This window comes from Paenarthrobacter sp. A20, assembly GCF_024168825.1.
In the GTDB taxonomy this organism is placed as follows: Bacteria; Actinomycetota; Actinomycetes; order Actinomycetales; family Micrococcaceae; genus Arthrobacter.
The window spans coordinates 1,986,729-2,008,841 of the sequence record NZ_JALJWH010000001.1 but is presented as its reverse complement, the minus strand read 5'-3'; the positions used below and the strand labels follow the sequence as shown (position 1 = coordinate 2,008,841).

At 63.2% G+C, this 22,113-nt stretch carries 21 protein-coding genes, 1 pseudogene and 1 riboswitch; of the genes and pseudogenes, 6 read left to right on the top strand and 16 right to left on the bottom strand.

The genetic code is table 11. The features are described from left to right. Positions 1 to 3 precede the first annotated feature (3 nt). Both gcvP and J3D46_RS09580 read right to left on the bottom strand, forming a co-directional pair. Positions 4 to 2,850 carry an aminomethyl-transferring glycine dehydrogenase gene (gene gcvP / locus J3D46_RS09585; protein WP_231339628.1) on the bottom strand — a complete coding sequence of 949 codons (2,847 nt, stop codon included), beginning with the start codon at positions 2,848 to 2,850 and terminating at the stop codon, positions 4 to 6. A 181-nt stretch (positions 2,851 to 3,031) separates the two neighbouring features. Next, a riboswitch (glycine riboswitch) is annotated at positions 3,032 to 3,129 on the bottom strand. 92 nt (positions 3,130 to 3,221) lie between these two features. Then, entirely contained in the window at positions 3,222 to 3,761 is a 540-nt protein-coding gene (locus J3D46_RS09580; RefSeq protein WP_231339629.1) for a TetR/AcrR family transcriptional regulator, read from the bottom strand. A gap of 73 nt (positions 3,762 to 3,834) precedes the next feature. Here J3D46_RS09580 and J3D46_RS09575 point away from each other — a divergent pair, with 73 nt between their 5' ends. Then, complete coding sequence (locus J3D46_RS09575; RefSeq protein WP_231339630.1) at positions 3,835 to 5,385, top strand: MFS transporter; 1,551 nt, start codon at positions 3,835 to 3,837, stop codon at positions 5,383 to 5,385. Positions 5,386 to 5,423: 38 nt separating this feature from the next. On the opposite strand, the gene J3D46_RS09570 is transcribed toward J3D46_RS09575, so the two are convergent. After that, positions 5,424 to 6,083: a cyclodeaminase/cyclohydrolase family protein gene (locus J3D46_RS09570; protein ID WP_231339631.1), complete on the bottom strand. Its 660-nt coding sequence runs from the start codon at positions 6,081 to 6,083 to the stop codon at positions 5,424 to 5,426. Positions 6,084 to 6,173: 90 nt separating this feature from the next. Here J3D46_RS09570 and J3D46_RS09565 point away from each other — a divergent pair, with 90 nt between their 5' ends. Continuing rightward, complete coding sequence (locus J3D46_RS09565) at positions 6,174 to 7,397, top strand: amidohydrolase (RefSeq protein WP_231339632.1); 1,224 nt, start codon at positions 6,174 to 6,176, stop codon at positions 7,395 to 7,397. Between the two features lie 112 nt (positions 7,398 to 7,509). Here J3D46_RS09565 and J3D46_RS09560 read toward each other — a convergent pair whose 3' ends face one another. Together J3D46_RS09560 and J3D46_RS09555 are read right to left on the bottom strand one after the other, a co-directional pair. Then, the gene (locus J3D46_RS09560; RefSeq protein WP_231340970.1) at positions 7,510 to 7,722 is read right to left on the bottom strand and encodes a hypothetical protein; all 213 of its coding nucleotides are present in this window, start codon (positions 7,720 to 7,722) and stop codon (positions 7,510 to 7,512) included. A gap of 151 nt (positions 7,723 to 7,873) precedes the next feature. Then, positions 7,874 to 8,851 carry an NAD(P)/FAD-dependent oxidoreductase gene (locus J3D46_RS09555; protein WP_231341016.1) on the bottom strand — a complete coding sequence of 326 codons (978 nt, stop codon included), beginning with the start codon at positions 8,849 to 8,851 and terminating at the stop codon, positions 7,874 to 7,876. 130 nt (positions 8,852 to 8,981) lie between these two features. On the opposite strand from J3D46_RS09555, the gene J3D46_RS09550 reads away from it, so the two are divergent. Then, positions 8,982 to 9,563, top strand: a complete 582-nt coding sequence (locus J3D46_RS09550; RefSeq protein ID WP_231340971.1) for a helix-turn-helix domain-containing protein — start codon at positions 8,982 to 8,984, stop codon at positions 9,561 to 9,563. A gap of 17 nt (positions 9,564 to 9,580) precedes the next feature. Here the strand turns inward: J3D46_RS09550 and J3D46_RS09545 are convergent, their stop codons facing one another. Beyond that, positions 9,581 to 9,883 carry a helix-turn-helix domain-containing protein gene (locus J3D46_RS09545; RefSeq protein ID WP_231340972.1) on the bottom strand — a complete coding sequence of 101 codons (303 nt, stop codon included), beginning with the start codon at positions 9,881 to 9,883 and terminating at the stop codon, positions 9,581 to 9,583. Positions 9,884 to 9,953: 70 nt separating this feature from the next. Here J3D46_RS09545 and map point away from each other — a divergent pair, with 70 nt between their 5' ends. Continuing rightward, complete coding sequence (gene map, locus J3D46_RS09540; protein ID WP_231340973.1) at positions 9,954 to 10,733, top strand: type I methionyl aminopeptidase; 780 nt, start codon at positions 9,954 to 9,956, stop codon at positions 10,731 to 10,733. Positions 10,734 to 10,784: 51 nt separating this feature from the next. Here the strand turns inward: map and J3D46_RS09535 are convergent, their stop codons facing one another. Further along, positions 10,785 to 12,299 (bottom strand): HNH endonuclease signature motif containing protein, encoded by a 1,515-nt coding sequence (locus J3D46_RS09535; RefSeq protein ID WP_231340974.1) that lies wholly within the window; start codon positions 12,297 to 12,299, stop codon positions 10,785 to 10,787. Positions 12,300 to 12,796: 497 nt separating this feature from the next. On the opposite strand from J3D46_RS09535, the pseudogene J3D46_RS09530 reads away from it, so the two are divergent. Together J3D46_RS09530 and J3D46_RS09525 are read left to right on the top strand one after the other, a co-directional pair. Next, a pseudogene (locus J3D46_RS09530) lies at positions 12,797 to 12,979 on the top strand (agmatine deiminase family protein); the annotation flags it as partial. A 12-nt stretch (positions 12,980 to 12,991) separates the two neighbouring features. Further along, the gene (locus tag J3D46_RS09525; RefSeq protein WP_231340975.1) at positions 12,992 to 14,530 is read left to right on the top strand and encodes an APC family permease; all 1,539 of its coding nucleotides are present in this window, start codon (positions 12,992 to 12,994) and stop codon (positions 14,528 to 14,530) included. Positions 14,531 to 14,660: 130 nt separating this feature from the next. Here the strand turns inward: J3D46_RS09525 and J3D46_RS09520 are convergent, their stop codons facing one another. From J3D46_RS09520 to J3D46_RS09480, 9 genes are all read right to left on the bottom strand, one after another. After that, positions 14,661 to 15,206: a hypothetical protein gene (locus J3D46_RS09520; RefSeq protein WP_231340976.1), complete on the bottom strand. Its 546-nt coding sequence runs from the start codon at positions 15,204 to 15,206 to the stop codon at positions 14,661 to 14,663. Positions 15,207 to 15,421: 215 nt separating this feature from the next. Next, positions 15,422 to 15,724 (bottom strand): DUF4193 domain-containing protein, encoded by a 303-nt coding sequence (locus J3D46_RS09515; RefSeq protein WP_090820569.1) that lies wholly within the window; start codon positions 15,722 to 15,724, stop codon positions 15,422 to 15,424. Positions 15,725 to 15,856: 132 nt separating this feature from the next. Continuing rightward, positions 15,857 to 16,078 (bottom strand): hypothetical protein, encoded by a 222-nt coding sequence (locus J3D46_RS09510; protein WP_231340977.1) that lies wholly within the window; start codon positions 16,076 to 16,078, stop codon positions 15,857 to 15,859. Between the two features lie 72 nt (positions 16,079 to 16,150). Then, positions 16,151 to 17,371 (bottom strand): L-2-hydroxyglutarate oxidase, encoded by a 1,221-nt coding sequence (gene lhgO, locus J3D46_RS09505; RefSeq protein WP_231341017.1) that lies wholly within the window; start codon positions 17,369 to 17,371, stop codon positions 16,151 to 16,153. Between the two features lie 168 nt (positions 17,372 to 17,539). Continuing rightward, on the bottom strand, positions 17,540 to 18,037 hold the full coding sequence (locus tag J3D46_RS09500; RefSeq protein ID WP_231340978.1) for a DUF805 domain-containing protein: 498 nt from the start codon (positions 18,035 to 18,037) through the stop codon (positions 17,540 to 17,542). A 184-nt stretch (positions 18,038 to 18,221) separates the two neighbouring features. Next, positions 18,222 to 18,692 (bottom strand): DUF3237 domain-containing protein, encoded by a 471-nt coding sequence (locus tag J3D46_RS09495; RefSeq protein ID WP_231340979.1) that lies wholly within the window; start codon positions 18,690 to 18,692, stop codon positions 18,222 to 18,224. Beyond that, positions 18,689 to 20,239, bottom strand: a complete 1,551-nt coding sequence (gene menE / locus J3D46_RS09490; RefSeq protein WP_231340980.1) for an o-succinylbenzoate--CoA ligase — start codon at positions 20,237 to 20,239, stop codon at positions 18,689 to 18,691. Before menE ends, J3D46_RS09495 begins: the two co-directional genes overlap by 4 nt. Positions 20,240 to 20,251: 12 nt before the next feature. Next, positions 20,252 to 21,577, bottom strand: a complete 1,326-nt coding sequence (locus tag J3D46_RS09485; RefSeq protein ID WP_231340981.1) for an MFS transporter — start codon at positions 21,575 to 21,577, stop codon at positions 20,252 to 20,254. A 50-nt stretch (positions 21,578 to 21,627) separates the two neighbouring features. Next, entirely contained in the window at positions 21,628 to 22,083 is a 456-nt protein-coding gene (locus J3D46_RS09480; protein WP_231340982.1) for a MaoC family dehydratase, read from the bottom strand. Positions 22,084 to 22,113 lie beyond the last annotated feature (30 nt).

The window sequence follows — 22,113 nt, the reverse complement described above, 5'->3', positions numbered from 1 at the left end:
TCCTTAGTTTTCGAAGTCTTCGATCGGAGGGCAGGAGCAGACCAGGTTGCGGTCTCCCGCTGCGCCATCGATGCGGCCGACAGGCGGGAAGTACTTGTCCTGCTTGAGGTGGTGGACCGGGAAGGCGGCCTGCTCGCGCGGGTACGCGCGGTCCCAATCAGAACTTACGACGGCGGCAGCAGTGTGGGGTGCCTTGCGCAGCGGCGAGTTCTCAACGGCGAAGTCTCCGTTGGCAACCTGGTCGATTTCCTTGCGGATGGTGATCATGGCTTCGATGAAGCGGTCGATCTCCACGAGGTCTTCGGACTCGGTGGGCTCCACCATCAACGTGCCGGCAACCGGGAACGCGAGGGTGGGTGCGTGGAAGCCGAAGTCGATGAGGCGCTTGGCCACGTCTTCAGCCGTGACGCCGGTCTTGGCCGTCAGTTCGCGCAGGTCAAGGATGCACTCGTGCGCTACGAGTCCGCCTTCGCCGGTGTAGAGGACCGGGAAGTGGTCGTTGAGGCGCGAAGCGATGTAGTTCGCAGCCAGCAGCGCGGACTTGGTCGCTTCGGTGAGGCCCTGGCCACCCATCAGCTTCACGTACGCCCAGGAAATCGGCAGGACGCCGGCGGAACCGAAACGGGACGCGGAAATCGGGACGTCGTTGCCTTCGGTCCAGGATGCGGCGTCACCCGGCATGAACGGAGCGAGGTGTGCCTTGGCTGCTACGGGGCCAACGCCGGGTCCGCCACCGCCGTGCGGGATGCAGAAGGTCTTGTGCAGGTTCAAGTGGGAAACGTCCCCGCCGAACTTGCCCGGCTGGGCCAGGCCCACGAGTGCGTTGAGGTTGGCGCCGTCGATGTACACCTGGCCGCCGGCTTCATGGATGGCGTCGCAGACTTCGCGGACGTCGGCGTCGTACACACCATGCGTGGACGGGTAGGTGATCATGATGGCCGAGAGGGCGTCCCTGTTGGCCTCGATCTTGTTCTTGAGGTCAACGTGGTCGATGGTGCCATCGGGTGCGGTGGCGACAACCACTACCTTCATGCCCGCGAGCACTGCGGAGGCAGCGTTGGTGCCGTGCGCCGAGGCGGGGATGAGGCATACGTTGCGCTGGTCATCGCCGTTGGAGAGGTGGTAGCCGCGGATGGCCAGGAGGCCGGCGAGCTCACCCTGGGAGCCGGCGTTCGGCTGGATGGAGACCTGGTCGTAACCAGTGATCTCGGTCAGCTGGGCCTCAAGGTCGGTGATGAGTTCGCGCCAGCCTTCGGTCTGGGAATCCGGGGCGAACGGATGGATCGAAGCGAACTCCGGCCAGGAAATGGCTTCCATCTCAGCGGTGGCGTTGAGCTTCATGGTGCACGAGCCCAGCGGGATCATGGTGCGATCCAGTGCGAGGTCGCGGTCAGAGAGCTTGCGGATGTAGCGGAGGAGCTGGGTTTCGGAGCGGTGCGTGTTGAACACCGGGTGCTGCATGAAGTCGCTCGTGCGCTCAACAGAGCCCTCAAGCGCAAAGCCATCAGCGGACTCAAGCACCGAAGCGCCGAAGACCGACGCGACGTCGGCGACAACCGCCGTCGTCGTGGTCTCATCAACCGAGATGCCCACCGTGTCAGCGTCAACGCCGCGGAGGTTGATGCCCTTCGCTTCCGCAGCGGCCACGATCGCGGCAGCCTTGCCGGGGACGCGGACGGTGATGGTGTCGAAGAAGGAACCGTGGAGGACCTCGACGCCGGCAGCCTTCAGCGACGCTGCGAGGGTCCGGGCGTGGCCGTGGGCGGTCTCGGCGATCGCCTTCAGGCCTTCCGGGCCGTGGTAGACGGCGTACATCGAGGCCACGATGGCGAGGAGTGCCTGGGCGGTACAGATGTTGGAGGTAGCCTTCTCGCGGCGGATGTGCTGCTCGCGGGTCTGCAGCGCCAAGCGGTAGGCGGGGACACCGGCGTCGTCCTTGGAAACGCCCACCAGACGGCCGGGCATGGAACGCTCCAGGCCCTTCTGGACGGCCATGTACGCGGCGTGCGGGCCGCCGAAGAACAGCGGAACGCCCAAGCGCTGCGCGGAACCAACAGCGATATCGGCGCCCTGCTCACCCGGAGGGGTGATGAGCGTCAGGGACAGGAGGTCGGCAGCAACAGTAACCAGCGCGCCGCGTTCCTTGGCTTCAGCAATGACGGCAGAGTGGTCGAACACGCGTCCCGAAACGCCGGGCTGCTGCAGGACGACGCCGTTGATGGCGCCTTCCGGGAGACCGAGCGAGAGGTCGGCGACCTCAACGTCGAAGCCGAGGGCTTCGGCGCGGCCCTTCACAATGGCGATGGTCTGCGGCAGGCAGTCGGCGTCAAGAACGGTCTTGCCGTCCTGGGCGGCCTTGTTCTTGTTGGCGCGGCGCATCATCAGGACGGCCTCGGCCACGGCCGTTGCTTCATCCAGCAGGGAGGCGTTGGCGATCGGCAGGCCAACCAGGTCCTGGACCATGGTCTGGAAGTTCAAGAGTGCTTCGAGGCGGCCCTGGGAGATTTCCGGCTGGTACGGGGTGTAGGCGGTGTACCAGGCCGGGGATTCAAGGATGTTGCGGCGGATCACCGGCGGCGTCACGGTGTCGTAGTAGCCCTGGCCGATCATCTGGACAGCGGTCTTGTTCTTGGACGCAAGTTTGCGCAGCTCTGCCAGGACCTCCACTTCACTCAGCGCGTTTTGCAGTGTGAGGGCGACGTCCTGGCGGATGTCGTTCGGAACGGCGGTGTCGACCAGCGAATCAACGGTGTCGTAGCCGACGGACTTGAGCATGGTCTCAATGTCGGCCTGGCGGCGTGCGCCGATATGCCGATCGACGAAGGTGGTGGAGGCAGAACTAACCGTCACGAAGGAACTCCAATACTTGGGCGGCGTTTGGGTACGCCACAGCGGCTCGGGTTCCTCCCCGCTCTGTATTGGACCTGAGAGTTTCCGCGGGTTGTTGGGACAACCATCGCTTGCACCGTCGGTGAGCACAGCGCCCATTGGCCCGAAGGTGGGCTGAGCGCCTGCTGCTTTCCAGAGTTGCCTTGCCGCGGCGGTGCGTGGGCCTGAGAGATTCCTGGGGAGGGTTTGCTCCTACGGCGCCTGCACCACATGCTTGCAGGACTCTCCCGCCGCAGATCATAGGCATGTTCAGTTGTACGCGACCTCAGTCAGGGCAGGCCACAAGGGTTAATTGTCCTACGTGGCGGTCGCCGCCGCAAATGGGCGACGTGCTACTTCCGCAGCCGGTCCAGGACTCCCAACAGGATTTCGACGTCGGCCTCCCGGCCTGCGTTGCCGTCGTCCTGGCCGCCTTCGAACATTGCGTTGAAATACAGCCCGTCACCCATGTAACTGACGGCCTTGGCGACCTCGGGTCCCACATCCTTGGCCAGGACATCGAGCCATTGCTTTTGGATTCCGGCAAACCTGCGGCGGGTTTCTTCATGGGCAACCTCGGCCAGGCGGGTCGCGGCCACAAACGCACGGTCCATCGGAGTCCCGGCCCACAGGGACGTCCGGATGAAGTACGCGGCAGCACCGTCCGGCGCGGCCCTCATCCGCTCAATGTCCTGTTCAGCCAGTTGGTCCAGTCGTTCCAGCAAGGCACTGATCAGCGATTCCTTGTTGGGGAAGTGGTACAGCAGCCCACCCTTGGAGACCCCGGCCCGCTTGGCGACGGCGTCGAGCGTGGCAGCCCGTTCCCCTACCTCTATGAGGAGGGCTTCGTAGGCATCCAGGACGGCATCCCGGGCAACTGGTTTTCGTGGCATGAGTACATCATTCCCTAAAGGCTTGTTGGGGTTCCATTTGAAACTGTACCGTCTGGACGGTATAGTAAGTGACATGTTCTCGCCGTCCTCAACCCAAGCACCCCGCTCCGCTCGTCCCGATATGGGCCAGGCAGCACCGTGGCGCGATTGGACGGCACTGGCGCTCCTGATGTTCCCGGTGCTGCTGGTGGCCGTCGACAACACCGCGCTCACCTTTGCCCTGCCCGAGATCGCCCGCTCCCTGGACGTGGGCGGCGTTCAACTCCTATGGATTGTTGACGCCTACCCGCTGGTCCTCGCGGCGCTTCTCGTTTCCATGGGTAACCTGGGCGACAGGATCGGACGACGGCGGCTGCTGCTGGTCGGCAGCACAGGCTTCGCTGCGGTGTCGGCTGCTACAGCCTTCGCACCTTCCGCGGAGTGGCTCATTGCCGGACGCGCCGGCCTCGGCGTCTTCGGCGCCATGCTGATGCCGTCCACGCTTTCCCTGATCCGGAACATCTTTACCGACCCCAACCGCCGCCGGCTTGCGATCGCCGTCTGGGCTGCCGGTTTCTCCGGTGGCGCAGCCCTCGGCCCGATCTTTGGCGGCTGGCTGGTGGAACACTTCTGGTGGGGTGCCGTCTTCCTGGTGGCAGCTTTCCTGCTCCTGCCGCTCCTGGCTTTCGGCCGGGTCCTGATTCCCGAGTCCAAGGACTCCAATCCGGGACGTGTGGACGTGCCCAGCATCGTCCTGTCTGTGGTCACCATGGCTCCTTTTGTTTACGGCATCAAGGAATTCGCAGTGCATGGCTTCGGGGCATCCGCGGCAGCCTTCATGGGCTTCGGCGTGGTGATGGGCATTCTCTTCGTTCGCCGCCAGCAGCGGATCGAGAACCCCATGCTGGATGTCGCATTGTTCAGGAACAAGGTGTTCAGCACGGCCATCGTGGCCAACGTGCTGTCCCTCTTCTCCATGACGGGTTTTATCTACTTCTTCGCCCAGCACCTGCAGTTGGTGGAGGGGCAGTCCCCCATGGAGGCGGGCATCGCGATGATTCCCGCGCTCCTGGCCACAGTCATTGCCGGGCTCCTGGTGGTGCCTCTGGTGAAGCGTGTGCGGCCCGGATTCGTGGTGGCGGCCGGGCTGACCTTGAGCGCAGTGGGTTACCTGGTAGTGGTGGTGGGCGACCACGGCAGTGGACCCGTATTCCTGCTCTCAGCACTGACCGTGCTTGCGGTGGGTGTGGGTGCCGCGGAGACCATCTCCAACGACCTCATCCTGGCCTCGGTGCCGGCAGATAAATCCGGAGCGGCCTCGGCCATCTCCGAAACCGGCTACGAACTGGGGTCGCTCCTGGGAACGGCCGTGCTCGGCTCCATCCTTACGGCTTCCTACCAGCACAACCTGATCATTCCGGACGGCATCTCCGAGCAAGCTGCCGGGAACTCCGGCGAAACGCTCGCCGGCGCTGTTGATGCGGCGGCCGCCCTTCCGGCCCCGTTGTCGGAGGCGCTGACACATGCCGCCCGGACAGCTTTCGAGTCCGGTGTCCACATCACTGCGGCGATTGGGCTGGTCCTGATGGCAGGCGCGGCAGTACTCGCCGCCGTCGTACTTCGGCGTGTGCCGAAGGCGCAGTAGTAAACCCAGTGGTGTAGTCAAAGCGGTGCCGACTGAAGCTAGACAGCTTCGGTCGGCGCCGCTTTTGGGTCGACTCCAGCGGTGAGTTCGTCGATTCTGTCGAGGGCGTCACTGAGTCGGGTCACCGTATTCCAAAGCTCTGGATGCTGTTCCCCAACTTCCTGGAGCGTGGTGCCGGCCGAGGTCAAGGACGCGAGGTCGAAGCTCACGTTGGTTCTGGCTCCGGCTATGGCTGCACGGAGGGCTCCAAAGCCCACAACGACATCGGCGATCAGCGCCGGGTTCCCTTTGGAAGCGAGCCAGCCCAGGTCTTCGATGGCCTCGATGGCTCGCTTCCCCAGGACGCCTGAAGCCTCGGCAGCATCGACGGAGGCCTGATGAATCGCGGCGTCGCGTTCCGGACCGGGGTCGAGGCGGAAGGCGGCGCCGAAAGCGTTGGAGGCGGACGCGTCGTCGTCGGCTAATTGAAGCGCAGCTTGGCGAAGTGCATGGGCCCGGGCGTGGATGTCACCGAGCTGTTCATGCTGGGCCTCCTCCGCCTGGGTGTATCCGGCGACCATGGACGTCAGCGAGGCCGCGATGGAGAGCATGACGCCGGTCCCGGCACCCCCGCCCGGCGAACCGGTTGCTTCCGCCAAGGCCTTGGTCCACTCCTCCACGGTGGATTGCTGAGTGGTGACTGGTTCTGAATCCCTCATGCCATCCAGTGTGCCGGGGCTTCCCAGCCTTTGCAGCTTTGGGCTGGATACACTGACCAGATCTAGGCGTCGAACGAAAAGGGCAGACTCATGACCATTGACCTCGAAAAGCTCTACAAGGACCTGCACGCCCATCCGGAGTTGTCGTTCCAAGAGACCCGAACCGCCGGGATCGCCGCGGGTTATCTTGAAGACCTCGGATTCACGGTTCACCGCAATATCGGAAAGACCGGGGTTGTTGGTGTTCTGGAGAATGGACCCGGACCGGTGGTGATGCTCAGGGCAGACATGGATGCGTTGCCGGTCAAGGAAGCAACGGGTTTGGACTATGCGAGCACGGCTGTGGGTGTTGATCATGAGGGCAGGGACATGCCGGTCATGCACGCTTGTGGCCATGACGTGCATGTGAGTTGCCTTGTTGGCGCGGTGGAGGTCCTGGCCGCGCAGCGTGATGAGTGGCAAGGCACCCTGATAGCCCTCTTCCAGCCGGCAGAAGAATGGGGCGGCGGGGCGGAAACCATGGTTGCCGCTGGGTTGTATGACGTGGTGCCGAAACCCGACGTCGTCCTAGGCCAGCACGTGGCCCCTTTCCCTGCCGGATGGTTCGGCATGCGTACCGGCGTCACCATGGCGTCCGCCGATTCCCTCAACATCACTTTGCATGGACGAGGGGGGCACGGATCGCGCCCGGAGACCACTATTGATCCAGTATTGATGGCTGCTGCAACCACTGTCAGGTTGCAGGGCATCGTCTCACGTGAACTCGCAGCCAGCGACTCCGCGGTGGTGACCGTTGGGCAGATTCACTCAGGGACAAAGAATAACATCATCCCGGAAACGGCAACTCTGGGCCTCAGCGTCCGTACCTTCAGTGACGCCACCAGGGATAAGATCCTCGGTTCAATTGAACGCATTGCCAAGGGGGAAGCCACAGCTTCAGGTGCTCCCAAGGAACCGGAAGTTCATTTCGAAGAACGGTTCCCACTGACAGTCAACGACGAAGATGCCACCGGGAAGGTGTCCGCAGCCTTCAAGGCAAAGTTTGGCGAAACACAGATTATCGACCCCGGACCGGTGTCCGGGAGCGAGGACGTGGGAGTCTTGGCCACCGCTGCCGGTGCTCCGCTGGTGTTCTGGTTCCTGGGTGGCTCTGAGCCTTCCTTGTTCAAGGAATTCGCCGCAACAGGTCGCCTTCCCGAGGACATTCCGTCGAATCACTCGCCATACTTTGCACCAGTTATCCAGCCAACGCTGACGCGAGGGACGGAAGCCCTGGTGACGGCTGCCCGAGAGTTCCTGGCCATTCCGTCCTAGGGTTTTATCCACAAGAACCAGCCCGCCGGCAAAGGGTGAAGGCGCTGCGACCGCAGCGCCTTCACCCTTTTGTTCGAGCAGGTCCAGCTTCCATGACTGTGCCTGTGAATGCCTAAACCTTCTCGCGGATGCGGTCGATCTTCGGTTCTGAAACCTCAAATTCCCTGCGACGGCGGGCAAGGAAAGTCCACAGTGTTCCTTCTGTCTGCGGACGCTTCCCTGCGGGTGCTTCATCTTTGCTTGCATCAAACGTGTGCGTCTCGGGCTTGCGCGCGGAGTCCTTCTTCGTGCGCCGCTCGAAGTCGTCGTAGTGCGCGCAGCACATACCAACCTCCTCCAACTGCTGTCCCTTAATCGTCCTCTCGTGAACGCCACAAGCCGACTGTTTTCTGGTCAGCTGTCGCGGCGGTTGCCCAACCAGCTCACCACCGCCGGGTCCCAGTGGTCGAAGAAGAGGCTGCCACGGACTTGGACCGTTATCGTGACAAGGCTGAGAGTCGGGCCGCATCCACAGCCAACCTCGTCTCCTCAACCATCAGATCGGCATTGATGGCTGCCCCTGCCATGACGCCCGAAGCTGCCGACGCCATCACCTGACCGGTGAGGTCGGAGACGTTGCCCGCCGCCCACACACCCGGCATCGACGTCGCGCCCTGTGGCGTCACCTCGACATGGGTCCCCACGCCCATCGGGTGAACCACTGATGCGATGCCCAGCGATTCCAGCACGGCCGAGCGCGCCTGTAGTCGAGGCCCTGTAACGACAGCTTCCACGGGGATCATTTTCCCTGATGCCAGGACAACGCCGGACAAGACGTCATCGGTCACGTCCAGGGACCGCACCTTGCCGTCCACCACCGTGATGGAACGGGCAGCAAGTTGTTCCCATTCCTCTTCCGTCGGCTCCACAATGTCGTTCAGGAACAGGGTGATGTTGGGGCTCCACTGGCGGAAGAGCAGGGCCTGGTGCAGCGCCATGGGCACCGAACCCAGAATTCCAATCGCCTTGTTCCTGACCTCCCAGCCGTGGCAGTAGGGGCAGTGCAGAACATCCCTTCCCCAGCGCTCCCTGATGCCATCGATGTCGGGCAGTTTGTCTACCAGCCCGGTACTGACCAGCAGGCGGCGTGCGGCCACGGTCCGGCCATCGGCCAAGTCCACCTCGAACGCGAGCTCCGCGCCTGAGCCGGGATCCGCCGTCGTCCTCGCTGCAACTGCGATGCCGTCCACGAGGTCGGCCCCATACTGCCGCGCCTCAGCGCGTCCGAGCGCCAGCAGTTCCATGGGATTGATGCCATCCCGGGACAGGAAACCGTGCACCCCGGCCGCCGGCGCATTCCTGGGCTCGCCGGCGTCGATGACCAGGACCGAGCGCAATGCCCTCCCCAGGGTGACCGCCGCACTTAACCCAGCTGCGCCACCTCCCACCACTACGACGTCGTATTGCTCGACCATCTGGCTGTTGTTCAATTCTTCACCCACGGTGCCTCCACATGTCTCAAGCGGCTCCGTACCGCTTTCTTCCATGGTTCGGGACACTCGGCAGTATCAGCAAGTATTTTTGCCGCTATGGCAAACTGGAGGAATGGTTACAGATTTCAGCACCATGCTCGACGCCGTCGGTCCCCGCCTGCGCACGATGCGGACACAGCGCAACGTGACGCTTGCGGAAGCTTCGGAGGCAACCGGCATCTCCGTCAGTACGCTTTCGAGGCTGGAGTCAGGCCAGCGCAAACCCACCCTGGAACTCCTGCTCCCGATCGCGCGGCTCCATCAAGTCCCCCTGGAAGAGTTGATCGACGCCCCGGAGACTGGTGATCCCCGCATCCACCTCAAACCACACGTTCACGAGTGGGGCACCGCCCTCCCCCTCACTCGGCGACCCGGCGGAATCCAGGCGTTCAAGATGGTGCTCAAGAGTGGCACAGGCAAGGAGATTCCGGAGCCGCAATCGCACGAAGGTTACGACTGGATGTACATCCTCAACGGAAAGCTGCGCTTAGTGCTTGGCGACAGCGACTTCATTTTGAAACCGGGCGAGGTGGCGGAATTCGACACCCGCACTCCACACTGGTTTACGAGTGCCACCTCGGAACCGGTGGAACTCCTCACACTATTTGGCCAGCAAGGCGAGCGACTTCATGTTCGGGCCCGCCCCAAGCGCTGAGGCGTCTGCCACAAAGCCTAGGAGGCGAGCCATTCGCGGGCGCTTCGTCGAGAGCCTTCAGCATCTACGCCCTTGTCGGGTTGGTTGATCTCGGCCCATACCTCGTCAAGGGAAAGCCCAAGGACGTCGGCGATCGCAGCTACGGTTGGGAAAGCCGGCGTAGCCACCCTGCCCGACTCAATCTTTCGGAGCGTTTCCGGCGAGACCCGGGCATCGAGGGCGGTCTCCAACATGGATCGCCCGCCCCGGGCGCGACGCAGCAGAGCACCGAGGCGTTGTCCACGCTCGGCCTCTGCGGGAGTAAGCGGCAGCCTGACCATGGCTCCAATTGTAATACCGGGATAATATGGCCGGGATAGTTATTGGTCTCACATGAACGAAAGGCGCCGAATGATCGAAATCCTCAGCCCCGCTGAGCTTGTCCGCGCAAAGGATACGGGGGCATTGGTCGCCAACATTCTGCACACCTTGAAGGGCCGTACCACTGTGGGCACAAACCTCCTGGACATCGACCAGTGGGCAAAGTCCATGATCCTCGAGGCAGGAGCAGTCTCCTGTTACGTCGACTACGCACCCTCCTTTGGACGGGGTCCCTTCGGCCACTACATCTGCACAGGCGTCAACGATGCCGTGCTGCACGGGTTGCCCCGGGACTACGCACTTGCCGACGGCGACCTGTTGACACTCGACCTCGCCGTCTCCCTCCACGGCGTCGCAGCCGACTCTGCCATCAGCTTCATCGTGGGCGAATCGAGGCCGGCGGAGAGCGTGGCGATGATCGAGGTGACCGAGCGAGCCCTGCGCGCCGGAATTGCAGCAGCCCGCCCCGGCGCCAAGATCGGAGACCTCTCCTACGCCATCGGCGCAGTCCTGAGCGAGGCGGGCTACCCCGTCAACACCGAGTTCGGTGGCCATGGCATCGGGTCGACCATGCACCAGGATCCCCACGTCCCAAACATGGGACGGCCCGGCCGCGGCTACAAGCTGCGTCCCGGTTTGCTGCTGGCCCTCGAGCCCTGGGTCATGGCCGACACCGCACAACTGGTCACCGACGCCGACGGATGGACGCTCCGCAGCGTGACGGGTTGCCGGACAGCCCACAGCGAGCACACCATCGCCATCACCAACGACGGAGCCGAAATCCTGACGTTGCCGACACTGGGTTACTAATCACCGGGCCGCTAGATACTGGGCCGCTAAATAAGCCCTGAGCCTTCAGGTTCAGCTGACGAAAATCTCAGGCGACTCGGACATTGGAGCGGTGGCGCGAAGAGTGCCAGGGCCCGGCATCGGCGGGGCTTTGGAACGGTACACATGCCCCGTGGGCGTGCGTAATTCCACGGTATGGACGTCCCCGGACACGGTGTTGGCGCTCCAGCCGGTGTTTTCTTTGGTGTGGTTGCAGGCTTCGCAGAGTCCGGCCCCGTTGGCCAGGGTGGTGGTGCCTCCGGCGTGCCAGGGCACGATGTGGTCGATATGGCGGATGGGCGCGTCGCAGTAGGGGGTGCGGCAGGTGTCATCACGGGTTTCGATGAAGCGTCTGAGCCGGGGTGGGAAGAGCCTGGCTTTGGAATCCATGGTCAGGAGGTCTCCCGTGGCCGGTGCAGTGTAGAGCCGGCGAAGCCAGACCTGGAACTCGCGATCCTGCTCCGGCGGGGCATCCCTAACCCGCGGGACATCCCGGTCTGGCGATGATCCGAAGCTCTGCCGTAGCGAGGGGTCTGGGACCGGCGGTCGCTTTTGGCGTGGTGCGGGTTCGACGCCTGCTATTGGCCTGTGTCCTGGTGATGCCGCTTCTCCCGCGCCGACCAGTTTCCGGGCCCACCCTGCTGGGACAATTCCGTAGCCCTTCACGCGTGCGGGTTCGGCATCGCCCTGGAAGAGGGTTCGGTCGGTCATGACGAGGTCCAGGTTGATCCCTGAGATCCCTCCCGGTGTACCGGTGATGCGCTCGACGAGGGTGTCGGCCATGATCTGGCCCCGGTTCCGGGGATCACCGGCCGAACGGGCAGAATCAGCCCGACGCGTGAGCGCGGCATAGACCGCGACCCCTTGCGCGACGGGCAGCAACGCAGTCAGGTACGTCATGGTGTCCGGCGCCGGACGAAGACTCACGGTCCGCTCGGTGACAGCGTGGGAGGCACGCTTCACCACCGACCGCGGATCACGCCGGTACGCGGCCGCTTTCGCCGCGGCAATGATCGCTTGATCCCCAGCGCCGTCGAAAGTTCCGGTGTCCGCGGCGAGTTCCTCATCCACCGCACACCTGTCCTCCACAGACAAGCACGCCGTTTCCCTGACCAGCAGCGTCGCCCGCCACTCATTCAACTCCCCTGACTCCAGCGCCGCCAGAGTCCTCGGCATCTCCATGACCAGGGCTTTGGCCATCCCCAGGAGTCGGGAGCCACGATTCGGGGACTCCCGCCGAGCCAACGCCACCTGCGCCCCGACACCCTTACCCCGCTCGGACACGGGCACACCGGCCTCGGCCTGCTCTTGCCGTTGTGCCAGATCGAAAGCCACCGCGATCCTCGCCTGCAACCCGGTGACGGCGGACTTCAGATTCTCCAACCCGCGGATCTGATCGATCAGCTCCCCGCTGTCGGCGCCGAGGCGGACTGCGCCCAGGAGTGTGATGAGGTCAGAAACCCGAGGTCCGGATCCCCTGGACGGCGGCCGTTGGGCGCGAGCGAGAGCCGTGCCTGACGGCGTCTGAGTGGCTCGAATCTGCTCCATGCCTCAACTCTTCCAGCCGGCACGTAGCACCATCAGGCCCCAACTTCCCTATGTGGAAAACTTGCCCCAAGACATGAGGGAGCCCAGCTCGATGAGCGTTGGTTCCGTCGGCAAAGAGCCGAGATGCCGCCCCTCGGCAGTCGAACCCACCCATAGTGCGGGGCACGGGACTGGTTGAGATGCCGCCCCACGCAGGCCGTACCCTCGAGCCGGGAGCGGCTCCACCCGCAGCCCAACCCAGACCAGTCATAAATGCATGGCATTCTGCCCGCTCCTTGCGCTGAAGCGTGACTCCGGTCATACTAAATGAACGCTATTCATTTAGTGACTGTCGTCTCACGGAGTACTTGCCCCCATGATTGAAATTGCCAGCCTGGAAGCCCCGACTTTCCTGGCCCGTACCAAACGGGGAGCCCACACCCCAACGCACCGCGCGGCACCGCACAAGCACAAGCACGGACCTCTATCCAAAGGAGCCTCCGCGTGAGCTCTTGGCGCATGCCGTCCGAGACGGCGGCGTCATCGCCTGCAGATTCAACGACCCCATGGACGAGAAAGCGCTCCGCATTCTCGCCGATGCCTACCCCGGACGCCGCGTGGTCAGTGTTGACACGCCGGAACTCTTCGCCCGGGGCGGCCGCATCCACTGCATTACGCAGCAACAGCCTTCGGCCATCTAGAAAGGGCCTCTCATGAGCCAGACAATCCGCCGCAGCGGCAGTGACGCTGCGAAGTCGCACGACATCAGCGGCAAAGGACTGAAGACGGGGCAGTTGGGGCTCCTCGCCGTCGTCGTTCTTGGCATTTCAACCATCGCTCCGGCGTACACACTAACGGGCGCCCTTGGCCCGACAGTCAACGAAGTCGGGCTGCAACTACCCGTCATCTTCCTGATCGGGTTCATTCCGATGATCCTGGTCTCGCTCGCGTACCGGGAGCTCAACGCGGACTCCCCGGACAGCGGCACCACGTTCACCTGGGTCACCAAGGCATTCGGCCCCTGGGTGGGCTGGATGGGTGGCTGGGGCCTGCTCGCGGCCAACATCATTGTGCTGTCCAACCTCGCGGGCGTCGCCGTGGACTTCTTCTACCTGTTCCTGGCGCAGGCCACGGGCTCACCCGAGCTCGCCGACCTCGCTTCGGACAAACTCCTGAACGTTGCCACATGTTTCGTCTTCGTGGCCCTGGCGGTGTGGATCAGCTACCGCGGACTGCACACCACCAAGATCGTCCAGTACGGTTTGGTGGGCTTCCAGCTGCTGGTCCTGGGACTGTTCGTGGCTATGGCTTTCGCCAACTGGTCCACCTCCGAGACCGCTGTTCCGTTCAGCTGGGACTGGTTCGACGTCACCAAGATCGAGACTTTCGGCCAGATCGCGGCCGGCATCTCATTGTCGATCTTCGTCTACTGGGGCTGGGATGTCTGCCTCACTGTGAACGAAGAAACCGCCAACGGCAAGAAGACGGCCGGCCTTGCAGGCACGCTGACCGCAGTGATCGTCCTGGGCATCTACCTGTTGGTCACCATCGCCACCATGATGTTTGCCGGAGTCGGCGATACGGGAATCGGCCTGAACAACGCCGACAACCATGCCAACGTCTTCACGGCACTCGCCTCCCCGGTCATGGGTCCCTTCGCGATCCTCATGTCCCTGGCGGTGCTGTCCAGCTCCGCCGCCTCCCTGCAGTCCACGTTCACCTCGCCGTCGCGCAGCCTGCTGGCCATGGCGCACTACGGCGCCCTGCCCGAGCGCTTCAGCCACATGAGCAAGAAGTTCTCGACGCCGGGCTTCGCCACCGTTGCGGCCGGCGTCCTGTCGGCGGGCTTCTACGCAGTGATGCACGTGATCAGCGAGAACGTCCTTAACGACACCATCCTGGCTTTGGGCTTGATGATCTGCTTCTACTACGGGCTGACGGCGATTGCCTGTGTTTGGTACTTCCGCAACAGCGTGTTCTCCAGCGCCCGGAACTTCTTCTTCCGGCTCGTCTGCCCGCTGCTGGGTGGCGTAGGCCTGTTCGTGGTCTTCCTGCAGACCGCCGTTGACAGCTGGGCTCCGGAGTTCGGCAGCGGCTCGGAGATCTTCGGAGTGGGGCTCGTGTTCGTGCTCGGCATCGGGATCCTGGCGTTGGGTGCCGTGGTCATGCTGATCATGTCCCGTGTCCGCCCGGGCTTCTTCCGCGGCGAGACCATCCGGAAGGACACCCCGGCCCTGGTGGTACCGGAATAGACGCCCCCCCGGTACGCCTGCGTCGAGTTCGTGGGAAAGCGGCCAGTTCGCAGGGAAGTCTCCGGCGAACTGGCCGCTTTCTCGCGTTGTGGCGGACTTCCCGCGTTGTGGCGAGCAGTGGCCGAACCTCCTACCAGCGATGGGCGACGTCCACCACCAGGCGGGACCCGCCGTCGGGCCCGTCCAAGGTGAACACCCGGAACGGAAGCCGGGCACGGACGCCCAAGCCGATGCTCGTGGTGCCCTCGAAGCTGCCCGCAAAGACCACCTGACGGAACGTCTGGTAGCCCGACACGTTGGAGAGCTCTGCCTTGGCTGCAGGCAGGTACGTGGGCTGGCCGTACTGGTCGTGGGAGGGTGCCGTTACCACTACTTGCAGGTCAGCGTCCCCGAGAACCGGGATGGGATAGCCAGTGGCGTCCTGCACCACCACCGGCACATACTGCACCGAATAGCCAGCCACTTTGCCGGTCATGTCAATCACCAAACGGTCGAAACACGGCTGTTGGCCGGTGCGGACGTTCGTGACGTTGGCGGAACTCATGTCGGGATCGGCCTTGGCCAAGGAACCCCACGCGATTCCGCAATATGGCGCTGCCGAGGCCGGCCCCGGTGCCGCCAGACCGAGTCCGGCAGCTGCCAGGACGGCTGCCAAACCCGCTCCTAGTTTCCTCATTTTTTGTGCCCCCTTCAGGCGAAGTTGATACTTCAACTGTAGGAGCGCATGCGGGGTTTGAACGGGTTGTGGCCGCTTCGGCGCGCAACCGTTAAGCGCGCTGTCCAGTGATCACAGGAGGGTCGTCGAAAGCCGGAAACAGCCGCATTCCGCGGCTGTTTTAAAGGTCTCCGCGCACTTTTTCGTGATCGAAGATAACGAGACCCTGGCGTTACTTAGCCCTCGCAGTCCTTGCAGAACTTCAGGCCGTTCTTTTCCAGCGCAATCTGGGAGCGGTGGCGGACAAGGAAGCAGGAACCACAGGTGAATTCATCGGACTGTTCCGGGACCACAATGACAGTCAGTTCTTCACCGGAAAGGTCGGCGCCAGGAAGGTCGATTCCTTCGGCGGTATCGTTTTCCTCGACGTCGATCACTGCAGTCTGCGCACTGTTCCCACGGGATGCCTGAAGGGCTTCAAGCGATTCGGCGGGAGACTCTTCTTCTGTCTTGCGCGGGGCGTCGTAATCAGTAGCCATTGAAGGTTCGCTTTCGTTGCTGCATAGTGCCTATACCGGCACCTCAGTGAAGCAGTTTAGGGCATACTACCCGCGATAAACGAATAGTGTGCCCAACGCAACATACTGCAGCTTTTCGAGCTGGTTCCAGCGCTAAATACGGGGCCTTTCCGCGTGCGATTGGATGGCTCGTGCACTGGCTACCGTGACGCCGCTAAGTGCCGGCAGCCAGGTCAGATCGCTTCTGGCTCCGTACCCCGCTCCGGCGTCTTCCTCCGTTGAAGGGTCCACGCAATCCAGAACATAGGCCGCCTCGATCCACGCCGCCAGGGTGGTGCCGATGCGGGTTGCCAGGGAGGCCAGTGATGCGATCATGCCGCAACCGTATCCAGCCCTGATGTGGGCGCCGTTTCTGCTGGGTCACAGGCTTGTTAACTCTGGCGCCAATCAGTCCTGCAGCGCCTGCTCCACGATGTACTCGGCGATGGCCATCGACGACGTTGCCCCCGGCGATGGCGCGTTGCGCACCAAGACCGTGTCCCGGCGTCGTGCGATCACAAAGTCATCCACCAGCGAACCGTCACCGTTCATGGCCTGGGCCCGGACGCCGCGCGTTCCGGGGAGGATGCCGGCGCCCTCCAGCGAGGGAACAAAGCGCATCGCTTCCCGGATGAACTTCTTCCTACTCACGACGGTCCGGAATTCACGGACGGCAGAGGGCACGTTCTGGCGGGCAAAATTCCAGAACCCCGGGAAAAGCGCGTAATTCAGGATGTCGGAAAAATTCACCTCATTCCACGCGTAGGATTCACGGCCGAACGAGATAAACGCATTCGGCCCGAGCATCATCTCACCGTCGATGCGCTTGGTGAGGTGCACACCCAGGAACGGATGCCTGGGGTCTGGCAGAGGGTAGATCAAGCCCTTCACCTGGTCCCGGGCTTCCTGGCCCAAAAGGTAGTACTGCCCGAAGAACGGCACGATCCGCGGGGTGGCCGGCTCGCCGGTTGCCTCGGCGAGACGGTCGGACTGGAGGCCCGCGCAAGCCACAACGAGGTCATAGTGATCCCGCCCGCCCTTCGTATGAACCACCACCCCACTGCCTTGCTGTTCAAGCCTTGTCACCTCCTGCCCAGGCCGGATCGTTCCGCCCATGGCGCGGACGTCGTCGGCGAGCGCCTGGGTAATGGCCGTATAGTCGACGATCGCGGTTTCCGGAGAGTGCAAAGCAGAAAGTCCGACGGCGTTCGGCTCCACCTCGCGTATTTGGTCACCGTGCAGCATTCGCGCACCCGGCACGCCGTTGGCCGTAGCGCGGGCGAAGATGCTGTCCAGCCGCTTTGATTCCTCAGGCGTCTGGGCGATGACCAGCTTGCCGCAGGCCTCGTAGGGAAGGTTCTTCATGGCGCAGAATTCCTGCAGCAACTCCACTCCCCTGCGGCACAACCGCGCCTTCAGCCCGCCGGGCTCGTAGTAGAGGCCGGCATGGACCACGCCCGAGTTGTGGCCGGTCTGGTGAGCAGCGAGGCGGTCTTCCTTCTCATAGACGGTGACCCGGGCGCCGTCGAGCTTGGTGGCGAGCTCCCTGGCCACCGCAACGCCGATGATTCCGCCGCCCACCACGGCGCAGCGCTTGACGGCCCGTATGCGTGAAGGGCTGGGCCGCATCGGTGAAGGGCTGGGCCTCATCGGTGAAGGGCTGGACATGGCACTCCTCGTCGTTGGGGATCGGTCCGCGTCAGTCACAGCATTTCACGGGGCGGTCCGAAGCAGGCACAGGGCACGCAAAAGGGGCGGCACACGTGGTGCCGCCCCTTTATGGTGATTCTCCTGTTGCTATGCAGCCTTGGGCTGGTCGAAACGCTGACCGGCCGGGTTGGACGGCAGGAGTGCCAAGACGAATACTGCCAGCGCTCCAAGACCCGGGATCAGGATGAGCAGAGCAAGCAGTCCACTGAAGTTTCCGTCGTGCAGACGGCGGATGAGCAGCGCGATGGACGGGACGATCGTAGCGAGGCCCCAGATGCCGAGGAGTGCGTAGAACACGTATGCTCCACCACCCAGGACTACCGTGCCTGAGTCACTAACGGTTGCACCGGCGGCTCCAACAACTCCTGCGAGGATGTTGAAGACCGAGCTGACGATGACCGAAACCAGCGTCCACCACCAGTATTCGCTGCGGCTCGCGCGGCCGGTGAAGTCGGCGTACTTCTTGAAGAAACGCTTAACGGCGGCACCGATCGGTGCGCCATAGTACGGAGCCCACAGCGGCGGCTCGCCGGCCTCTGCTGCATAGGGCTGGGTCTGTTGCGGTTGTTGAGGATAGCTGGTCATTGGTATTTCCCCCGGGGTAGGTGTGAATCATTGAGATGGGTCGTACTCAGTGATGAGTCGTGCCCATCGTAATGCCCCCCGCGCCAATTAGGCAGTTCGTTGGATGAAATTAACCCCGATTTAGCCCAGTAACGGAATATGTCGCCATAAAACGCTCCAACATTTCCTCTTTTCCCGAAGCTCTTCAGGCGACCGTAAAGACGTCGATCTCCACCGAACCCGGACGGCGACGCCCATTTCCCACCGTGACCACGTGGTTCAGCCAGTTCAACTCCGGGGCTGCGGTGGAAAACCGTGGAGTGCAACGGAAGTAGATCAGCGCGGGGTCCACGTCCTCGCCACGGTTGAGCCGGGCGATGTCTTCCGCAGCCCCAAACCGGAGAGCCAGGTTGTGGACATGGACCACGGCTCCTCCATCAAGTTCCACCGCATATCTGGCGTCCAATTCGGTCAGTTCGGCGCTGCGGAGGACCTGGTAGTCAGCGCCGGCGGGCAACACGCGTCCGTTGAATCCAGGGCCGGCTACGGTCCCGCCAACAATCGGAATGATCCGCCGATGCCCCTGGGGCGTTACCCCGACATCAATCGGCGCCCCCACCTGGACGTCCAACGTTGCGAGGAACGTCAGCGCGGGTGGCTCCGGAAAGGTGGTCACTGGGCGTAGTGCTTCCGCAGGTCCATCTTCCGGATTTTCCCGCTGGCCGTGCGCGGCATCTCCTCCACGAACACCACGGACTTGGGAATCTTGTACCTGGCCAGCCGGCTCTCCAGATGCGAGCGCAGTTGCTCCTCCGTGAGAGTGGCACCCTCACGCAAAGTGACGATGGCCCGGGGAACTTCACCCCACTTGTCGTCGGCAACTCCGATCACGGCCACGCTCCCCACAGCAGGCAGGTCCGCGATGGCTGCTTCCACCTCGGCCGGGTAGATGTTCTCGCCACCGGAAATGATCATGTCCTTGATACGGTCCGAGACGAACAGGAAGCCTTCTTCGTCCTGGTGGCCCATGTCCCCCGAACGGAACCAGGAAGAGTCAGCGTAACTGTCCGCGGTGGCCTCCGGCCGGTTCCAGTACTCCTTGATGACGTTGGGGCCGGAAATCTGGATCTCCCCCACCGCGCCTAGGGCAGCAACACCGCCCAGGGGATCCGCAATCCGAACATCCGTGAAGAAGTGCGGCAAACCGGAAGAGCCAGCCTTTTCCTTGGAGCGGGACACGGGCAGCATCGTCGCGCCGGGCGCGGTTTCGGTCATGCCATAACAACTCGTAAAACCAATGCCGCGCTCCTCATATGCGTCCAGCACCCGTTGCGGAACGGCAGAACCGCCGCAGGTGAGCTTATCCAGGGAGGCGAGGTCCGCCGTCGACCATTCCGGATGATCGCAGAGCATCTGGAAGGTGGTTGGCACTCCGTTGAGGGTGGTGACTTTGTGTTGCCCGATCAGCTCGAGGACGCGGCCTGGGTCGAACTTGGTTTCGAGCACCACTGTGGCGCCCTTGAGCAGCATCGGCAGCAGGCCCATATCCAGGGAGGCCACATGGAACAACGGCGAAATCATGAGCGCAACATCGTTGCGGTTCAAATCCATGTCCACCACCGTGTTGAAGCAGTTCCACGTGATATTGCCATGCGTCAACAGCGCACCCTTGGGCTTGCCGGTGGTGCCGGAGGTGTAAAGAATCATGGCGCCGTCGTCGAGGGTTACGGCCTGATCCAGCGGCATCCCGGCCGCTGCAGCGATCACCTCGCCATACTGCTCGACGCCGGACGGCAGCTCCACAGCGGAACCGGCAGTGCCGCCGTCGGGCGCCACCACAAGACGGTGGGTTACCAGTGTGTCCTTCACGGACGCGGACGCCACACCCTCCAGGGCATCAGCGTTGATCAGGAGCCGGGCGCCCGAGTCCTCCAGCTGGAACTGCAATTCCGGGGCGGCGAGCCGCGTGTTGAGCGGAACAAAGATCGCTCCGAGCAGTCCGCAGGCAAAGAAGGTTTCCACGAAGGAGGGGTGGTTTTCGCCGAGATAGGCCACCCGGTCCCCCTTGGCCACTCCCCTGTCTCTGAGGGCGTTCGCCAATTGATCGGTCCGTTCGGCGAGCTCGGCGTAGCTCAGGACATGACTGCCGGAAATGAGCGCCGTCTTGGCACCCGACTTGGCGCGGCGGCGGTGCAGCCAGGATCCAACTCCGTTGTTGTCCATGGTGCGCTACTCCTAACTGACCGTGGAAAGGTCGTTGTTCTTAGACTCCCGCGTCAGCAGGATGAAGACAATCGACACCAGCGACATGACCGACAGGAACACCACCACGGGGACGATGCTCTGGCCGGCGTCCTTGTAGAGGCCGGCGACGATCCCGGGTGTGAAGCCCGCCCCGATCAGCGTGGCCAATTGGTAGCCGACAGCCGCGCCGGTGTAGCGGTTGGTGGTGCCGAACTGTTCTGACACGAACGCAGCGAGGGGTCCGTACAGGGATGAGTGCAGAATGAGCGCCACGGTGAAGGCCAGGAAGATGAGGCCGATGTTGCCGGAGCTGAGCATCCCGAACATTGGGAACAGGTAGAGGATGAACAAGGCCAAACCGGTGACCATCACCGGACGGCGGCCGAAGCGGTCGGACAGCCGGCCTCCCAGGAGGACAAACAGGATGGAGATGGCCGAGGCACCCGCGAACGCATAGAGCACGCCCTGCTGCGGTGCGCCCTTGGAGACCGCGTAGGTCACGGAGAACGTGGGCAGTACTACCTGCAGTCCGAAGCCCGCGGCGCCGGCGAACATGATCATGATCAGTGCCTTGGGACGCTTCAGGACTTCGAGTAACGGGATCTTGCGCTTGGTACCCTGGGCACTTTCCTTCGCCACGGCCTCGGCGAAGATGGGGCTCTCGGAAACCCTGAGCCTTACGAACATGCCCACGATCAGGAGCACGAAGGACAACAGGAACGGCACGCGCCAACCCCACGCCAGGAAAGCGTCCTGTGGCAGCGCTGAGAAGATCCCCATGACAACGGTGCCGAGGACCGCGCCGGTGGGAGCTCCGGCGTTCACGAACGACGCCGCGAAACCGCGTCGCTTGGGATCCGAGTGCTCCAAAGCCATCAGGGCGGCTCCACCCCATTCGCCTCCGACGGCGATTCCCTGGCAGACCCGCAAGACCACCAGGATCACGGCACCCCAGGGGCCAATGACGTTGGCGCCCGGAATCAGGCCGATCAGGGTGGAGGCGATGCCCATCATGGCCATGGACACGATGAGCATGCCCTTGCGTCCGATGCGGTCACCGAAGTGGCCGAAGATGATGCCGCCCAGAGGCCGGGCAACGTAGCCCGCAGCGAACGTGGCGTAAGCAGCAACGACGCCCACCCATTCGTCCGTACCGGCGAAGAACACTTTGGGGAAAGCGACCGCCGCCGCAGTTGCGTAGAGCAGGAAGTCGTAGAACTCGATGGTGCTGCCCAGATAGCTGGACAAGATGACCGTGCGCGCTTCCTTGCGCTTTGCGGTCGTGCTCGACGTAGCGAGCGCAGTGTGTCCTGACATGGCTGTTCCTTGGGAGAGGAGGGGTGGGTTTCTTAGCGAAGGAAAGCGGGTTACTTGTAGAAGCGGGCGAGGAATTCGGCGACGACGGCGGGGCGTTCCTGGCCTTCGATTTCGATGGTGGCGTTGACTTTGATCTGGGCGCCGCCCTTGACTTCGGTGACTTCGGCGATGCTGCCCTGCATGCGGACTTTGGAGCCGACCTTCACCGGGGAGGTGAAGCGGACTTTGTCCAGGCCGTAGTTGACCTTGGTGGTGACCCCGTCGACGTCGAAGAGTTCGCCCCAGAACGGGATGATCAGGGACAAGGTGAGGAAACCATGCGCGATCGGGGCGCCGAAAGGACCGTCCTTGGCGCGTTCGGGGTCGGTGTGGATCCACTGCTGGTCGTCCGTCGCGTCAGCGAACAGGTTGATCTGCTGCTGGGTGATCTCACGGTAATCGGTGGTGCCGAGGTCCTTGCCGGACATGGTGAGCAGGGTGTCGAAATCGACGATGAGATTGGGCATCTTTGCCTCCTGTGGTGTTGTGTGAAGAGA

Excerpts from the sequence above, each read along its gene's own strand:
- J3D46_RS09535 (WP_231340974.1), bottom strand. The coding sequence starts at position 12,299 with ATGGAGCAGATTCGAGCCACTCAGACGCCGTCAGGCACGGCTCTCGCT.
- J3D46_RS09580 (WP_231339629.1), bottom strand. The coding sequence starts at position 3,761 with ATGCCACGAAAACCAGTTGCCCGGGATGCCGTCCTGGATGCCTACGAA.
- J3D46_RS09550 (WP_231340971.1), top strand. The coding sequence starts at position 8,982 with ATGGTTACAGATTTCAGCACCATGCTCGACGCCGTCGGTCCCCGCCTG.
- J3D46_RS09575 (WP_231339630.1), top strand. The coding sequence starts at position 3,835 with ATGTTCTCGCCGTCCTCAACCCAAGCACCCCGCTCCGCTCGTCCCGAT.
- map (WP_231340973.1), top strand. The coding sequence starts at position 9,954 with ATGATCGAAATCCTCAGCCCCGCTGAGCTTGTCCGCGCAAAGGATACG.
- menE (WP_231340980.1), bottom strand. The coding sequence starts at position 20,239 with ATGGACAACAACGGAGTTGGATCCTGGCTGCACCGCCGCCGCGCCAAG.
- J3D46_RS09565 (WP_231339632.1), top strand. The coding sequence starts at position 6,174 with ATGACCATTGACCTCGAAAAGCTCTACAAGGACCTGCACGCCCATCCG.
- J3D46_RS09515 (WP_090820569.1), bottom strand. The coding sequence starts at position 15,724 with ATGGCTACTGATTACGACGCCCCGCGCAAGACAGAAGAAGAGTCTCCC.
- J3D46_RS09555 (WP_231341016.1), bottom strand. The coding sequence starts at position 8,851 with ATGGTCGAGCAATACGACGTCGTAGTGGTGGGAGGTGGCGCAGCTGGG.
- J3D46_RS09525 (WP_231340975.1), top strand. The coding sequence starts at position 12,992 with ATGAGCCAGACAATCCGCCGCAGCGGCAGTGACGCTGCGAAGTCGCAC.
- J3D46_RS09560 (WP_231340970.1), bottom strand. The coding sequence starts at position 7,722 with ATGTGCTGCGCGCACTACGACGACTTCGAGCGGCGCACGAAGAAGGAC.
- J3D46_RS09480 (WP_231340982.1), bottom strand. The coding sequence starts at position 22,083 with ATGCCCAATCTCATCGTCGATTTCGACACCCTGCTCACCATGTCCGGC.
- J3D46_RS09570 (WP_231339631.1), bottom strand. The coding sequence starts at position 6,083 with ATGAGGGATTCAGAACCAGTCACCACTCAGCAATCCACCGTGGAGGAG.
- lhgO (WP_231341017.1), bottom strand. The coding sequence starts at position 17,371 with ATGCGGCCCAGCCCTTCACGCATACGGGCCGTCAAGCGCTGCGCCGTG.
- J3D46_RS09500 (WP_231340978.1), bottom strand. The coding sequence starts at position 18,037 with ATGACCAGCTATCCTCAACAACCGCAACAGACCCAGCCCTATGCAGCA.
- J3D46_RS09520 (WP_231340976.1), bottom strand. The coding sequence starts at position 15,206 with ATGAGGAAACTAGGAGCGGGTTTGGCAGCCGTCCTGGCAGCTGCCGGA.
- J3D46_RS09510 (WP_231340977.1), bottom strand. The coding sequence starts at position 16,078 with ATGATCGCATCACTGGCCTCCCTGGCAACCCGCATCGGCACCACCCTG.
- J3D46_RS09485 (WP_231340981.1), bottom strand. The coding sequence starts at position 21,577 with ATGTCAGGACACACTGCGCTCGCTACGTCGAGCACGACCGCAAAGCGC.
- J3D46_RS09545 (WP_231340972.1), bottom strand. The coding sequence starts at position 9,883 with ATGGTCAGGCTGCCGCTTACTCCCGCAGAGGCCGAGCGTGGACAACGC.